9 protein-coding genes and 1 pseudogene are annotated in these 15769 nt (G+C 25.1%); 7 read left to right on the plus strand and 3 right to left on the minus strand.

Going from position 1 to position 15769, the window contains the following annotated elements:
* Positions 1-331 precede the first annotated feature (331 nt).
* The gene (locus tag SGLAD_RS00380) at positions 332-1171 is read left to right on the plus strand and encodes a hypothetical protein (RefSeq protein ID WP_134297078.1); all 840 of its coding nucleotides are present in this window, start codon (positions 332-334) and stop codon (positions 1169-1171) included.
* 1604 nt (positions 1172-2775) lie between these two features.
* Here the strand turns inward: SGLAD_RS00380 and SGLAD_RS00385 are convergent.
* Together SGLAD_RS00385 and SGLAD_RS00390 are read right to left on the minus strand one after the other, a co-directional pair.
* The gene (locus SGLAD_RS00385; protein WP_208338085.1) at positions 2776-3750 is read right to left on the minus strand and encodes a 5'-3' exonuclease; all 975 of its coding nucleotides are present in this window, start codon (positions 3748-3750) and stop codon (positions 2776-2778) included.
* Positions 3751-3763: 13 nt separating this feature from the next.
* A complete protein-coding gene (locus SGLAD_RS00390) occupies positions 3764-4366 on the minus strand; it encodes an IMPACT family protein (protein WP_134297080.1) in 603 nt (200 codons plus the stop codon).
* A 198-nt stretch (positions 4367-4564) separates the two neighbouring features.
* Between SGLAD_RS00390 and SGLAD_RS00395 the strand changes: the two genes are divergently transcribed.
* From SGLAD_RS00395 to SGLAD_RS00410, 4 genes are read left to right on the plus strand one after another with little or no spacing between them, the layout of a single operon-like run.
* Positions 4565-5317: a hypothetical protein gene (locus tag SGLAD_RS00395; protein WP_134297081.1), complete on the plus strand. Its 753-nt coding sequence runs from the start codon at positions 4565-4567 to the stop codon at positions 5315-5317.
* An 11-nt stretch (positions 5318-5328) separates the two neighbouring features.
* Positions 5329-6183: a hypothetical protein gene (locus tag SGLAD_RS00400; protein ID WP_134297082.1), complete on the plus strand. Its 855-nt coding sequence runs from the start codon at positions 5329-5331 to the stop codon at positions 6181-6183.
* Positions 6183-8876, plus strand: a complete 2694-nt coding sequence (locus SGLAD_RS00405) for an endo-beta-N-acetylglucosaminidase (protein WP_134297083.1) — start codon at positions 6183-6185, stop codon at positions 8874-8876. Before SGLAD_RS00400 ends, SGLAD_RS00405 begins: the two co-directional genes overlap by 1 nt.
* 44 nt (positions 8877-8920) lie before the next feature.
* Complete coding sequence (locus SGLAD_RS00410; protein WP_134297084.1) at positions 8921-9721, plus strand: hypothetical protein; 801 nt, start codon at positions 8921-8923, stop codon at positions 9719-9721.
* Positions 9722-9754: 33 nt separating this feature from the next.
* On the opposite strand, the gene SGLAD_RS00415 is transcribed toward SGLAD_RS00410, so the two are convergent.
* On the minus strand, positions 9755-10444 hold the full coding sequence (locus tag SGLAD_RS00415) for an ABC transporter ATP-binding protein (protein WP_134297085.1): 690 nt from the start codon (positions 10442-10444) through the stop codon (positions 9755-9757).
* Positions 10445-10657: 213 nt separating this feature from the next.
* Between SGLAD_RS00415 and secA the strand changes: the two are divergent.
* Together secA and uvrB are read left to right on the plus strand one after the other, a co-directional pair.
* Positions 10658-13408: pseudogene (secA, locus tag SGLAD_RS00420) on the plus strand (preprotein translocase subunit SecA); the annotation flags it as partial.
* 377 nt (positions 13409-13785) lie between these two features.
* A complete protein-coding gene (gene uvrB, locus SGLAD_RS00425; protein WP_134297087.1) occupies positions 13786-15768 on the plus strand; it encodes an excinuclease ABC subunit UvrB in 1983 nt (660 codons plus the stop codon).
* Position 15769: the final 1 nt, after the last annotated feature.

The following is a 15769-nucleotide window of genomic DNA, read 5'->3' on the forward strand; positions in this document are numbered from 1 at the left end:
ATTTCCCTTCTAATAACTCAAACTCAAAAAAATTTTATAATAATTTAGAATACTTGATTAAAAGTATAATACTAGGTTTATATTTTTAAATTAACCCACTATTATAACTGGTATTTTGTAGGTTTTAATTAACTAAAAGTAAGAATAAAGTTATTTAACAAACAAAAAGTACCAAATTTTGAACATTTAAATAAATTTTAGCACATAATAAGTGTAAAATTTTTTTATGTTTATAAAAATATTTTTAAGTTTTATTTTAATTTTTAAAAAATTTTCCTAAGGAATATAATTACTTTAGGTAGAAATACCTACGAAGGAGAAAAAAAATTATATGAAGAAATTATTAAGTTTATTAGGAGCAATGGGGATGTTAGCATCAACTGGAGCAGTAGCTTCAACTGTTGTATCATGTAAAGCATCAACTGCTGATTTATCAACCATTAAAGGTGATGATTTAAAATTAAAACCAACTGCAAACACTGAAGCAGCTGCAAAAACAGCTGTAATTGCACAAATTAAAGCAAAATTAAGTAAAACAGTTGTTGAAAAAACAGATATTACTTTTAGTGATTATAAAGATGCAACATCTGCAGCAGCAGGATCAATCAAAGTTACTGCAGTATCATCAAGTAAAAATGTTAAAGGTAGTGCAACATTTTCATTAGCATTTTCTGAAGCACCAGCTAAAGCTGAATTGTCAACTGTAATTAAAGTAGTTGAATTAGGAGATATTACAATTGCAGCATCAGATGGAAAACCTACTGCAGATGAAATTTTAGTTGGTGTTAAAGCTAAAAATACAGAAGCAAAAGATTTAACAGTATCAGATTTTGCAGCATCAGAAATTACAACTAGTGGAGCTACTCTTACTGGTGCAGGTGATAAATATCAAGGAACAGTTAAAGTAACTTTCTCAAAAAAAGCAGCATCTAAAGCTGAATTGTCAACTGTAATTAAAGTAGTTGAATTAGGAAATATTACAATTGCAGCATCAGATGGAAAACCTAATGCAGATGAAATTTTAGTTGGTGTTAAAGCTAAAAATACAGAAGCAAAAGATTTAACAGTATCAGATTTTGCAGCATCAGAAATTACAACTAGTGGAGCTACTCTTACTGGTGCAGGTGATAAATATCAAGGAACAGTTAAAGTAACTTTCTCAAAAGGCTAGGATAATTGTTTAAATAATAACTTTATAATATTGAATAAATAAATAAAAAAATGTGTTATGTTAACATGTTTTTTTATTTATTTAAAATTATTAAGAGCGTATATGTATTAATATTAAAAATATTTTGTTGTTATTTCTATCTCTAATCTTGATTATTTATTTAACATAATTTTTAAAACCCCTTATATTAATAAATTAGAAAATATAAATTATATTTTATATTTATTTAAATATAATAGTACTTTATTAATATTTACAACTTTAAGTTTTTTCTATATTTTATTATATTAGTTTTAATGACAATAATATAAATAAAATTTCTACTTAAACTTTTTGTATTTATTTTACTTATGGTTTATTTTCTTTATTAAATAAGCAAATTATACTTATAATTAATCATTATTAAATATAGTTTCTAAGTATATATTACGTTAAAAAATATAAAGTTTTGCAAGAAGATTATTTATATAGCAAATTTAAAAATACATAAATCAAGTATTCTACATATTAATACTAAAAATTAAATTACAAATAAACATTTTAATCAAAAATTATGTTATATATATAACATTTAATATTCAACATTTAAAAGAATGAACATTAATTAAGAGGTTTATAGTTACGAATCATTTATTTAAAAAAAATAAAAATAAAAATAGAACTAATGTAATGATTCAAAAAATTAAAAAGTGCAGAACTTTTAAAAAATTCAAAAATCTATTGAAGTGTTAAAGCAAAAAATGATATATTGCTATAAATAATAAATAAATATAAGAGTAAACATCCTGTTTATTGCAGATGTAAGCAATTAATTATTACAACAAATAATTATTATATTTGATGTTATAAAAATAAACCAGAATAATAGTTAAATATAGATATGAGTCTAGTTTTTGAAATAAAATAAAATTTTTTAAAAAACATTTAGACTTTTGGTTTACATTAATACAAATATTTAAATTTTATTTACTTATTATAATAAAAAATGAATAGAGAATCAAAAGAAGTTAAAAATATAATACATACCCCAATAATGTTGATAGAAATTGTTCTTTATTTTAAAAAAATAAATTATAAGTTCTGATATTGCGTATATACCTTTTAATAAAAAATTTTGCTAATTTAAGGGTATAAACTATTAAAAAGGATTGTTTTATATTTGAATATCATGTAAATTTAAAAAAACTTATATTTTTATAGAAATATAAGAAAGTTTTTAATTTCATGACAAGAAATTTCTAAAAAACTTATTATACATCTGATAACTAATATCAATACACCTCTATATTTGTAAAAGATAAGCTAAAAAAATAATATTATAATATCATTATCAAAGCTTGGTGGTTCTATTGATAATGCAATTTATAGTTTTTATTTTTAAAATATGAGTGAAAAACAAACGAAAGAAAATCCTTTTAATAAATTAAAAACACGTCTAAAAGTCCTATATTAATTTTATACCTATAAAATAATAATTATTATGTAAAGTGGTTCACATCATACTCTGTATAGATTTTATTTAGGGTAAAAAAATACTTCAAACAATGAAGTATTTTTATAAAAAACATAATATATACTTAACAATTTATATAAATAAAAGCTTATTATTTTTCTTTATTATTTCTTATTATTTTTTCATCAATTTTGATTTCATCTTTTAAGCGAAGTTCCAAGCGTTTTTTTCTCTCTTCAAGTTGAATTTTAGCTTTTTGTTCAATTACTTTAGTAAATGCTCAAATCTTTTCCCTTTTTAAAAAACCCATAAATCTGATATAGTTAACCCTCAAAGGTTTAAAATTAACTCTACCTAAGTTAACATCTTTTAAAATTCTAGTAATTTTTTTATTTAATAAAACTTGTTCTTTGCAAGCTTCAAGTTTTGCACGATGTTCACCGTTAAATTCATTTAAATTTTTAAAAATATTTTCTACACAACCATATTTTTCAATTAATTTTGTAGCTGTATTAAAATGCATTCCTTTAACACCTTTAATATTATCTGAATGATCTCCTAATAAACTCTTCATATCAGGTATTTGTGCAGGTTTACAACCAAATTTTTCAAATACTTCTTCTGCTGTAACTACTTCTTTTTTAGTTTTTTTAGATTGTTGTGATATTACATTAACATCTTCAGAAATTAATTGATATGTATCTTTATCATTTGAAATAATATCCACTTTATAACCTAGTTTAACAGCTATTCTTGAAATAGTTCCCATAATATCATCACCTTCAAAAGTATCTTTTTCATATCAAGGGATATTTGCACTTGTTAAAAAATCTCTAACAATCTGCATTTGAGGTACCAATTCTCCTGGTGTATCTTTTCGAGTTGCTTTATAAGCTGGATAAATTTGTTTTCTTCAACAATCTTTTCCTACATCAAAAGTTACAATTATTGTATGATACTCATTAGAATTGATCATTTCTTGAATTTTTGCAACAAAAACATAAACTGCATTTATTAAAATTCCATCTCTATTAATTGCTACTTTTTTTCTTTTTAACGATCCATAATATCCTTTATGCAAAAGATTATACCCATCAACTATTACTATTTTCTTTTTATCTTCCATGTGTATTCCTTCCTTAAAAATAATCTTGTTTTAAAATATCTATAGAACAATACATATTTAAAACTTTTAAATCATCTATTTTATCAATTTTAAAAGTATAAATGACTTCATTTTCTTTAAAAAGTTTTTTTAAATCTTTTATTAATAAATTATTAAGATATAAATTAATCTTTTTAATATCAGAAATATTGAATTTTATTTTTACAAGATATAATAGTTCTAATACTTTTGTTTTTATATATTTTAATAAATTAATAGCTCCTATACTATAAGCCTTTTGTAAACCACCAACTCCAAGTTTAATACCACCATAAAATCTAATGCAAAAAATTACAATATTTGTTAAATTATTTACTTTTATTAAGTTTAGCAAGGGTTCTCCCGCTGTTCCGTTTGGTTCGCCATCATTGTTATAACCAAACCTAATATTATTATTTATTCCAAACTGAAAAGCTCAACAGTTATGTGTTGCATTACTTTGTTTATATTTTTTGATAAACTCTTCTAACTCGTTTTCATTGTGTATTTTTGCAATATAGGTGATAAATTTTGACTTTTTAATAGTTTTTTCAAAAATAAATATTTTATTTTCTAACAATATTTTTTGAATAGTCATATATTCACCAAAATTATTTTACTCTCTTTTTTAGAAAAAAGAAAATATTATTATTTTGTCTAAAAAGGATTAATAAAATTTATTTTATAATCTAAAAAATTCTATTAATATTATTGTGTTAAAATTACAAAGATATGTAAATATCAAAAAAAAATAAAAAATAAAAAGAAAATAAAAAAAATTAATATAGGAGGAAAAATGAAAAAGAAAATATTAGTGTGGTCGCTAATATTTAGTTTTTTTATTTTGGTTATTTCTAATTTTGCAAGTAATGCAAGTTTTTTTGCTAAAAAAGCTGATAAAAGTTTAGATAATCAAATCAGACAAAAACTAAGAATCGGTGAAAGTTGACCCGTTGAGAGTAAAGAATATTTATCAATATGAGAAAAAATGCATAGACAAGCAACAAAAGATCTAAATGATATAGTGCAAAAAATAAATAAAAGTTATATGGATAATTATTTAAATTTATTATTTTACTATATTGACAATCCATATGTTTGTAATCAAGATTGCGACAACAGAGGTGTGCCTAATTTTGAAATTGAAAAAATTTACAAGGAAGCTTGTGAATCAGAAGATATTCAATTATATGCAGCACAACTTTTAAAGTCTATATACATTGAAGCAAGAATAAACAAAATAAAAGAAGTAAATTATGCATTAATTGATAATAATGAGTTCCAACCATTATGAACTTTAAAATACTTTAATGCAATCATATATTATGAATCAATTAGAGAATGAAATGATAAGTTATGACAAATTGTAGGTTTTGCATTAGACATTAATTTTTATACATTTGGAGCTTATGTAAATTCTTGAGAAGAAGGTCCAAGTGCGGAAGATGTTGAAAACTATCCTCCAGACATAAAAGTAAAAGTAAACCCTTTAATGTTAGAATTTATTGATGATTTATATAATTATGTATTTTTAAATAGAAATATATAACAAGGAGTGCTATGAAATTTAAAACAAATATTAAAAGTTTTGGAAAAATATTTACTTTAATTTTTAAAAATATTTTTTTAAACTATAGAACTTATTTTTATACCTTTTTACTTTCGGCTGCTGTTTTTTCAATCTCTTTTGTAGTTTGATTCAGAAACGCAAATCAAGTAATAATGCCGCCATTTATAATTGCTATCGTTACAAGTTGTACATTTTTTTCATCAGCTTACATAGGTATTGTTGTTGTTGATTGAAAAAAAAGAAATTATTTAACTAAATTACAAATGGGTTCTATAAACAAAATCAATTTATTAATATCATTATTTTTAATTAATTTATTCATATCTTTTATTTGTATATTAATTAATATTGCTTTATATAACATATTTAATGCAGTAAATTTAGTAACAATTAATCACAAGGTTTTAAAAAATCTAGATGGATTAATTTGATTTTTATATTCAACATTTACTATTTTACTAATACTGTTTTTAACAATTGTTAATCTATTACTTACATCAATTTCAAAAAAAGTACCACTTTCAATATTTTTTATACTATTATTTTTGATTTTATCTGTAGGTTTGTCGGATGCAATTGTACAACCAAGTGTAACTAGTGAAAGTAAAGCGCTAATAATATTAGGATACTTTAGTCCTGCAAAATACTTTGTATGATTTATTATGCTATTGACATCTTACACACTTTTTGATGTTTATGGTATAACACAAATTATTCCAGATTATTTTTACGGTCAAACTTCTCCTTTTATTAATATTTTTCAAACTCTTTTACCAGCATTAGCATTTTTAATTGTTGTTGCTGTTGTATATAAATGAGTATTTAAATGGGGGTATAAAATATAATGAAAAAGTTATTAAACAGTTTACTTTTAGTATCTGTTCCAGTCACTTTTGCAACTCAATTAATAGGTTGTAATTACACAAATAAACAAAATGAATTTTTAAGTGGGTTTAAAAACTTTGATTGAAAAAATTCAAAGGATGGAGAAGGTTATGAAGTTGATAGTTACTCAAGTGACTTTGAATTGGATGCTTCTAATGAAAATATTAAAGATCTAGGTAATATAAAACCTGATAACTATAACAGTTTTCTTGATTATGGGACATTTAACACTGGTTTTAAATGATCAAAAGATATAGAAAAACAAGTTTCTACTGGTATACCTTTAAACAAAGGGTTTATGCCCAATGGAAATATGGCTTATGATTTTGGTATAGATACTCCTGCACAAGCTTATAGAAGATTAAATTCAATTTTAACGTTTGACCCAAGCGTTGATATGGACGCAAAATATAATAAATCTTATCAACCAATTAGAAAAAGAGATTACCCAGGTGTTAAATATTTAGAAAGCCAAGATGAAAGAATAAAATTTAATCTGCTTTCGTATAATACAAAAGGAGCCTCTACATTTAATAATTCAATTGTTGGTTCAAAAAACCCTTTTGAAATCACTCAATTAAATTGACAATATAACACTAATTTTGTAGGGTGATCTGGTTCATGATATGAAGGACCAATAATTCCACCAGCAGCAGATAATATAGAATCAGCTCACAAAAGTGGAGCTAAAATATTTGGAAATATATTCTTAGATGGTTTTCATGGTTTAACAAAAGAGATGTTGACTGACTTTTTGAAAAAAGATGAAAACGGAACCTTTTTAATTGTTGATAAACTAATTCAAATTGCTACATATATGGGATTTGATGGATGATATTTAAACAATGAAGCAAACGGAAACGATCCAAGTGGTACAGTAATAAATAATAATGATTTATTTGAAATAGTATCAGATTTCAACAAAAAAACTTTATTGTCTAAAGATGAAGCTACTAAAAATTTAGAAATAATTTATTACAAAAATAATGCAAATTTATATTATGATCAAGATACAAAAAAATATCATGATCAAGATATGGCCAGAATGGCAACATCAGCTTATAGTGATGGAAATAAAACTAAAATCACAGAAATGCAAGTTAATTTTGGAGTTGGTGCAGGAACATGAGATCAGTTCCTTAAAGATTATCCAAATTATACTTCTTCAAATGTTTATACAATAATAGATGCTGGTTACAACTCATTTATACACGGTACATTTGATTATAGATTCTTAGCCTATGCAAATGCTAAAGGAGACTTTGACAAAGATCACTATAGCAGTTTTTCAGGATTCTTTGATGGAGGTTCAGGAAAATTTGGTGAAGCTGTAGACAATATCCTAGGAAAAGATGCAGATTACTCTAATCCAAGAACATCATTATTCAAAAATCAAGTTAACGCTTTATTTAATGACATAATTTATAGTGGAACAAATTTATTTGTAAGTACAAAAGATAAAGGTTTTGCTGACTATAGCAAAATTAGAAAAAATTTAAAAGACTTCCCAAGCGAAACAATTGTTATTGATCCAAGAATTCATTGAGATAAAAAAGATTATAAGAAAAACCCAGATTTATTAAAATATATATATAATTACAATACTAAATCTGAAGATGTGTTAGGTTCTGGAAATGGTTATAACACAACAAGCTTAGGTATAGGAAATTTAATAAGAGAAAAAACTGTATTTGTTGATGAAAATATAGATAACTCATATTTAACAACAAACTTTTCTACAGGAAGTGGTATTAAATTCGTAGAAGATCAAAAAACTATTTTTAATAACTATCCATGACTAAACAGAAGGTTGACAGATGTATTGCCTACATACAAATGAAGAATATTTGACGTAAATGACTCTGATACTCCACTAAAAATTAATGAGTTTTCAGGTGGTTATGATTATGATGATGTATACAACAAAGGAAATTCTATAGTTATTGGAAATGGTTTTGACCAAGAAGGAAGAATTATTCCTGCAACTAATTGAGACTTAAGTAAAACTTATGGTTGAGATATTATGGGTACTAATATTAAAAAAGGTGATAAGAAATTATCATTTGTATATAAAGATGGACTATCAGAAAATTTATCCTCTGATGTTAAGTTCCGTTTAACTTTTGGAGATAAAAATCAAAAGTTAAATAATGTAGTTGAAAAAGAACCAAGCAGTGTAAAAGAACTGGCAGATGGCTGAAAAGAGATTACACTTGACTTATCAAATGCAAATTTAGCAATTAATGAAGGAAATGTATTATCTATGGTAGGGTTAAACATTAAACCTAAGTATAAAGAATTTAAATTTAATGTTGGAGAATTAAAAATTGTAAGTAATAATTACGTTGATAATTTTGATGTTACAAAATTTTCAATAACAAATCCAAAAGCTGAATATGTAATTTATAGAAAATATGATGATCAAATAAAAAATAGTATTAGATTTAACTGAGAGGTAAGCGATATTGATAGTGTTGATTATTTTGAAATATATTTATACAAAAACAACAAATGATATAGAGCTGGTGAGACTACTCAAGACATGTATTATTTAAAAAATTTAGATGATGGTAACATCCAAATTGGAGTTAGACCTGTATTTAAATCTAATGGTAAGAAAGGAGAAATTTATAAATTTAATGTAAATTTATAAAAAAAAATATGAACTTTCACAAATTAGACAAAGCTATTAGGTATATGTATAAAATTTCTATTAGATCATTTTATACTTACATATTTATGTTTTTAATACCTATTTTATTAGAATTATTTATTTATTTTTACTTATTTAAAAAGAATATTATATCCGATAGAGTTATAGTTACAGGTCCGCTTATTTTCTTAGTTATTGTTGTAAATTCTTTATTTGTAACTAATATCGTTAGTACTTGAAGAGAAACAATTTTTATTAAACAAATTAAAAACTTTGGAATAAACAATTTAACTTTTTTAGTATCTCTATTTATAGTTTATTTAACTTATTCATTAGTTTCGCTTATTGTTATTTCTTGTATATTATTAGGAATTGATACAACTTCATATGATAAAAAAGTTATAAACTTATTTAAAACAATGTTTTCTCAACCTTCAGTACTAATAATTTTTATAGGAATTATTCTAAATATTATTTTAATATTTTGTATATCTATATTAATTGCTGGATTTTTTAGAAATGTATATTTAATTAACTCATTATTTGCGCTAACTCTGCTATACATTATAATTACAGGAGACTATTTAATTGATTATAGTTTCACTCAGAGTTTTGTTTACCAAGTATTCAGTTATTTAAATCCTCAAAAATATATAAATTGAATTTTTTATATATCTTACACAAATTCATTTAACGGTTCAGCTGAACTATATAAAATTCTTGATAATGTAGATAATTACTTTTCATTTAAAAATATATATGGACCATTATTTAGTTCGCTATTTATTATACCAATAGGTGCAGTACTAACTTATATGAGTTTCAATATATCAGTAAAAAAATAAAAAAGTCGTTCAAACGACTTTTTTATTTTGCTATTATATAGCGTAATATTCCAATAATCTTTTTCTAAGACTTCCATATTTTTTTTGTATTTCTTTTATAGATATGTCTTCAAAAACTTCTCCGTCTTTTAATAATACAACTCTATCGCATAGATCTTCAACTTCTTCTGGGATATGAGAAACAATTAATAAAGTTAAATCATTATTTTTCTTATAATTTTTAAAAAAGTTAATTAATTTAATTTGCATCTCTAGATCTAAACCGGTAATAAGTTCATCTAATATCAAAATTTGAGGATCGTTAATAACAGACAAAAAACAATTTGCTCTTTGTCTTTCACCTCCAGATAATGAATCTATTGGCTTTTTGATAAATTTATCTAAGTTAAAAGCATCAACTAAATCTAAAAATTCTTTACTTTTTAAATAACTTTTATTTTTATAAAAAGTCACTAAATCTAAAATTTTAGTTCCTGGAGGTCAACTTCCATCTTGAAATTGCATACCCACTCTTACTTTTTCTTTATCATTATTTTCGTTATTATGTTCAACAGTTCCACTTGTTGGTTTTAATAGTTTAGCAATAATTTCAACAAGAGTTGTTTTCCCACTACCATTAGATCCTAAAAAAGCTACAGCTTCTGAATTATTAATAGTTAAGTTTATATCTTTTAAAACTTGTTTTTTTCCATAAAATTTATTTATATCTTTTAGTAAAATCATTGATTTCTCCTTGTAGGCTCTCGTATGTCAGCACTCTAGTGAGCCAAATTTAATGCTGCTATTAAATTATATATTTATAAAAGAAATTTTTCAATATAATAAAAAAAGCAATATTTATTCTTTTATTTAATGGGAGTTTATATACAAATGTTATATAATTATTTTGTTGTTAAAATACTCTAATAAGTTTATAAGAAGGGAAGCTACTACTTAATGGCAAGAGATAAAAAAATAGTTAGCAAACACGGAAAAACAGCTGACTTAATAATAAAAAATGATCAAGCATATTCAAAATTAACAGATGAAGAACTAAAAAATAAAACACAAGAATTCAAAGAAAGAATTGAACAAGGAGAAAGTCTTGATAGTTTATTAGTTGAAGCATATTCTGTTGTTAGAGAAGCTGCGTACAGAGTTTTAGGATTAAAAGCATATCGTGTTCAATTAATTGGGGGAATTATTCTTCATGAAGGTGATATTGCTGAAATGAAAACAGGGGAAGGAAAAACTTTAACTGGATTATTTCCTGCATATTTAAATGCTTTATCAGGACAAGGGGTTCATGTTGTTACAGTTAATGAATATCTTTCAAAAAGAGATAGTGAAATAAATGGAAAAGTTTATAATTTTTTAGGTTTAACTGTGGGTTTAAATAGTAGAGAATCAAGCAAAAACGAAAAAAGAGAAGCTTATGCACAAGATATTACTTATACAACAAATGCTGAGTTAGGGTTTGATTATTTAAGAGATAATATGGTATTCAATTTTGATCAAAAAGTTCAAAGAAAATTAAATTATGCAATTATTGATGAAGCTGATTCAGTTCTAATAGATGAAGCAAGAACTCCTTTAATTATTTCTGGAGGAAGTCAAAATCGTATTAATATGTATATGGCAGCTGATGCTTGTGCAAAAACTTTAAAAGAACCTGAGGATGTAGAGATTGATTTAGAATCAAAACAAGTTTATTTAACAGACTCAGGTATTAAAAAAGCACAAAACTATTTTAGTATTGAAAATTTATTTGATTTTAGAAATACTGAAATTTTTCACTTAATTATGAACGCTTTAAAAGCAAATTTTACATTTAAAAAAGAAATAGAATATACAGTTCAAGATGGTGAAATTGTTTTAATTGACCAATTTACTGGAAGGGTTATGCCTGGACGTGCTTATAGTGATGGATTACAACAATCTCTTCAAGCAAAAGAAGGTGTTGAAGTAGAAGAAGAAACTCAAACACTTGCAACTATTACTTATCAAAACTTTTATCGTTTATATAATAAACTTTCAGGGATGACAGGTACTGCAAAAACTGAAGAAGAAGAATTCTTAAAAATATATAACACTAGAGTTATTGTTTGTCCTACAAACGAACCAATTATTAGAGTTGATGAACCAGATTTAACTTTTGGAACAAAAAATGCAAAATTAAAAAGAATGGTAGAAGATTTAAAAGCATTAAATGAAATCGGAAGACCAGTATTGATTGGAACAACAAGTGTTGAGTCATCCGAACAAGTTGCAAGATATCTTGAAAAAGCAGGACTAAAATTTGAAATGATTAACGCCAAAAACCACTTACGTGAAGCCGAAATTGTTGAAGGTGCTGGTCAATTAAAAGCTATTACTTTAGCAACAAACATGGCTGGACGTGGAACAGATATTAAATTAACAGAAGAAACAAGAAAACTTGGCGGATTATTTGTTATGGGTATTGAACGTAATGAAGCAAGACGTATTGATAACCAGTTAAGAGGTCGTGCTGGACGTCAAGGTGATCCAGGAACTTCAAGATTTTATATATCAATGGAAGATGAATTGATGATAAGATTTACCGCTCCAAAAGTAAGACAATATTTTATCAAACTTGGAGATGACCATATTAAATCTAAAATGTTTACAAGAGCAATCACAAATGCTCAAAAAAAATTAGAAGGTTTAAACTTTGATCAAAGAAAAAACGTTTTAGATTATGACAACATTCTTTCTCAACAACGTGAAGCTATGTATGCTCAACGTGATGATATTTTATTACAAACAGATTTAAAAGTTGTTCTTGCAAAATTTCAATACACAATTGCATTTGAAATTATTGAAGAATGTTCTGAACTTGTAAGAGGAGAAAGAACTGTTAATGTTGATTTATTAATTAAACGTTTAAACTCAGAATATATTATTAAAGATTCTATGGAAGAAAAAGAATTGATCGGATTAGAAAAACAACAAATGGCAAAACTAATTCAAAAACATATGATGGAACTATACTTACAAAAAATTGAAGGTGTTCCTGAAAATGTAATTCATGAAATGGAAAGAAGAACAATTCTGCAATCTTTTGATAGATTTTGAACTCGTCATATTAACTTAAGTCAAAAACTAAGAAGTGGTATTTATTTACAACAATACGCTCAAAATAATCCATTACATGAATATGTAGAACAATCTGCAAAATTATTTAATAAAATGAAAATTAATATTGCATTCGAAGCAATTGATCGACTATACCAATCATTTAACGCTGAAGGTAGCGTTGAAAATATTTCAAATAACAAAATTGATATTGAAAATATTTTAATTAATGCAAATCGTCAAGCACAACAAACTCAACAAGTTGAAGCAGAAAAAAAAGTTATTAATGTAACTGAAAAAGATATCGATGAAATTTTAAACGAAATCGGTATTAAACAAGAAGAGTTTTCTAGAAATAATGTAACAAATCGTTTTGCTCAATTAAAAGAAGAATTTAAAGATGATGTTGAAAGATTTAAAAAACTAGAAATTCAAGAACATATTATTAACGGTCTAATGGACAAGCTAGATGAAGTTGTTGATGAAAGAAGAAAAAAAGCCTTAGAATTAACTCAAGACGGAATTGATGCTATTGTTAAGAAGTTTGATTTAAAAAATAAATTATTTACAGTAGATGATGTAAAACAATCTTTTGAAAAACTTATGAATCAAGATTTAACCGATGAACAAAAAGCTCAAATTGATGTTGAAGCTCAAATTTTATTAGCGGTTGCTCAAGCAATTGCAGAAAAAAATCAAAAAGATAATCAAGGAAAAGAATTTGTTATGAAGGACAAAAAAGGTAAGGTTGTTAAAAAAATTAAAACCAATCCTGATGGATCAATTAACGAAGATGAAATTGAAGATACAGAGCAAGTTCGTTCAAAAACAAAAATTGGATAAAATTTATTTAATAAAAGCACTATTTTTTTGCTTTTATTTTTTTATTAAAAATAAAAAAGTTGTATTTTTATAAAAAGATGTGATAATATCTTTTAGCATATCAATTGTACTAGGCAAAAGTCTAGTATTTTTACGTAGGTGATTTTATGAATAAAGAAAGAAGAAATTTTGATTTAGTGACTGAATATAGTCCAAGCGGAGACCAACCAAAAGCAATTGCAAATTTGTTAGATGGTCTTAAAAATAACAAAAAGCATCAAGTTTTATTGGGAGCAACAGGTACAGGTAAAACTTTTACTATGGCAAACATTATTAAAAATGTAAACAAACAAACTCTTGTTTTGGCTCATAATAAAACTTTAGCAATGCAACTTTACATAGAACTAAAAGAGTTATTTCCTAATAATCGTGTTGAATATTTTGTTTCTAACTTTGATTTTTATCAACCAGAAGCATACATTCCTTCAAGAGATTTATACATCGACAAAGATGCAAAAAGAAATAATGATTTAGAAATGATGAGACTAAGTGCAAAAAATGCATTAATAACAAGAACAGATACAATAGTTGTTGCTTCTGTTGCAGCAATTTATGCAAGTCAAGACCCACGTGAATATGGTGAAGTTTTTTTTGAACTTAAAGTAGGACAAAAAATTAGTAAAAAAGAACTATTAAGTTTTTTAGTAAAAACTGGTTACATAAGAAATGATAATGTTCTTGCAATGGGAGAGTTTAGTGCAAAAGGAGATATAATTCAAATTGCTCCAAGTTGAACTGATTCATTTAATTTAAGAATATCTATGTTTGGTGATGAAATTGAAGCGCTTGATATAATGGATGTATTAAATAATACAGTTAAAGATAAATTAAGATTGTTTACTATTTTTCCAGCAGCAGCTTATGTTACTCAATGAGATAAACTAAAAAAAGCAATTGAAAATATTGGAATTGAACTTGAACAAAGAGTGCAATATTTTTTAGATGAAGGAAAATTAATTGAAGCTGATAGACTTTCAAAACGAACTAAATATGATATGGAAACATTAGAAGAATTTGGTGTATGTAGTGGAATTGAAAACTACTCTGCTCATTTAGACTTTAGACCTCCTGGAGTAACTCCTTTTTCACTTTTAGATTATTTTGAAAAAGACTTTTTAACTATAATTGATGAATCACACATGATGATTCCTCAAGTTAGAGGTATGTATAATACTGATAGAAGTAGAAAAGAAACTTTAGTAGCTCATGGGTTTAGGTTGCCAAGTGCTCTTGATAATCGACCATTAAATTTTGAAGAGTTTGAAAAAAAATTAAACAATGTAATTTACACTTCTGCAACACCAGGAGATTATGAAATGCAATTAGCAGATTATAAATTTGCAGAACAAATTATTAGACCAACTGGATTAATTGATCCTACAATCACAGTTTTGCCAACAACAAATCAAATGGAAGTAATAATTGAAAATATTAATAAAGTAGTAGAAAAAAAACAAAAAGTTTTTATTACAGCATTAACGATTAAACAATCAGAAGATATAACTAGTTTTTTACAGGGAAGAAATATTAAAGTTGCTTACTTACATTCTGAATTAAAAACTTTAGAGCGTAATGAAGTCTTATCTGATTTAAGAAAAGGTGTCTATGATGTAATTGTTGGAGTTAACTTATTAAGAGAAGGGCTTGATGTTCCAGAAGTAAGTTTGGTTTGTATTTTAGAAGCAGACAAACAAGGATTTTTAAGAAATACTAGAAGTTTAATCCAAACAGTCGGACGTGCCGCAAGAAATTCAGACGGAAGAGTTATATTTTTTGCAGATTCAACTTCTCAAGCGATGATTGAAGCTATGGAAGAAACCGAAAGGAGAAGAAATATTCAAATTGCTTATAACTTAGAACATAATATTACTCCAAAAACAATTATTAAAAAAATAAGCGACTTTGGTTTAATGGATTCAAAAATTAGAAGTGAAATTGATAAAATAAATAAATCTAAAAAAGATAAACAAAAACAAAAAGATAAATTAATTGAACAAATTAGAAAAGAAATGTTAACTGCTGCTAAAGAGCAAAACTACGAAAAAGCAGCAGAGCTTAGAGATTTAATTTTAGAGATCCAAGCAGAATAGG

Origin of the sequence: Spiroplasma gladiatoris (assembly GCF_004379335.1) — a bacterium.
Taxonomy (GTDB): Bacteria; Bacillota_I; Bacilli_A; order Mycoplasmatales; family Mycoplasmataceae; genus Spiroplasma_A; species Spiroplasma_A gladiatoris.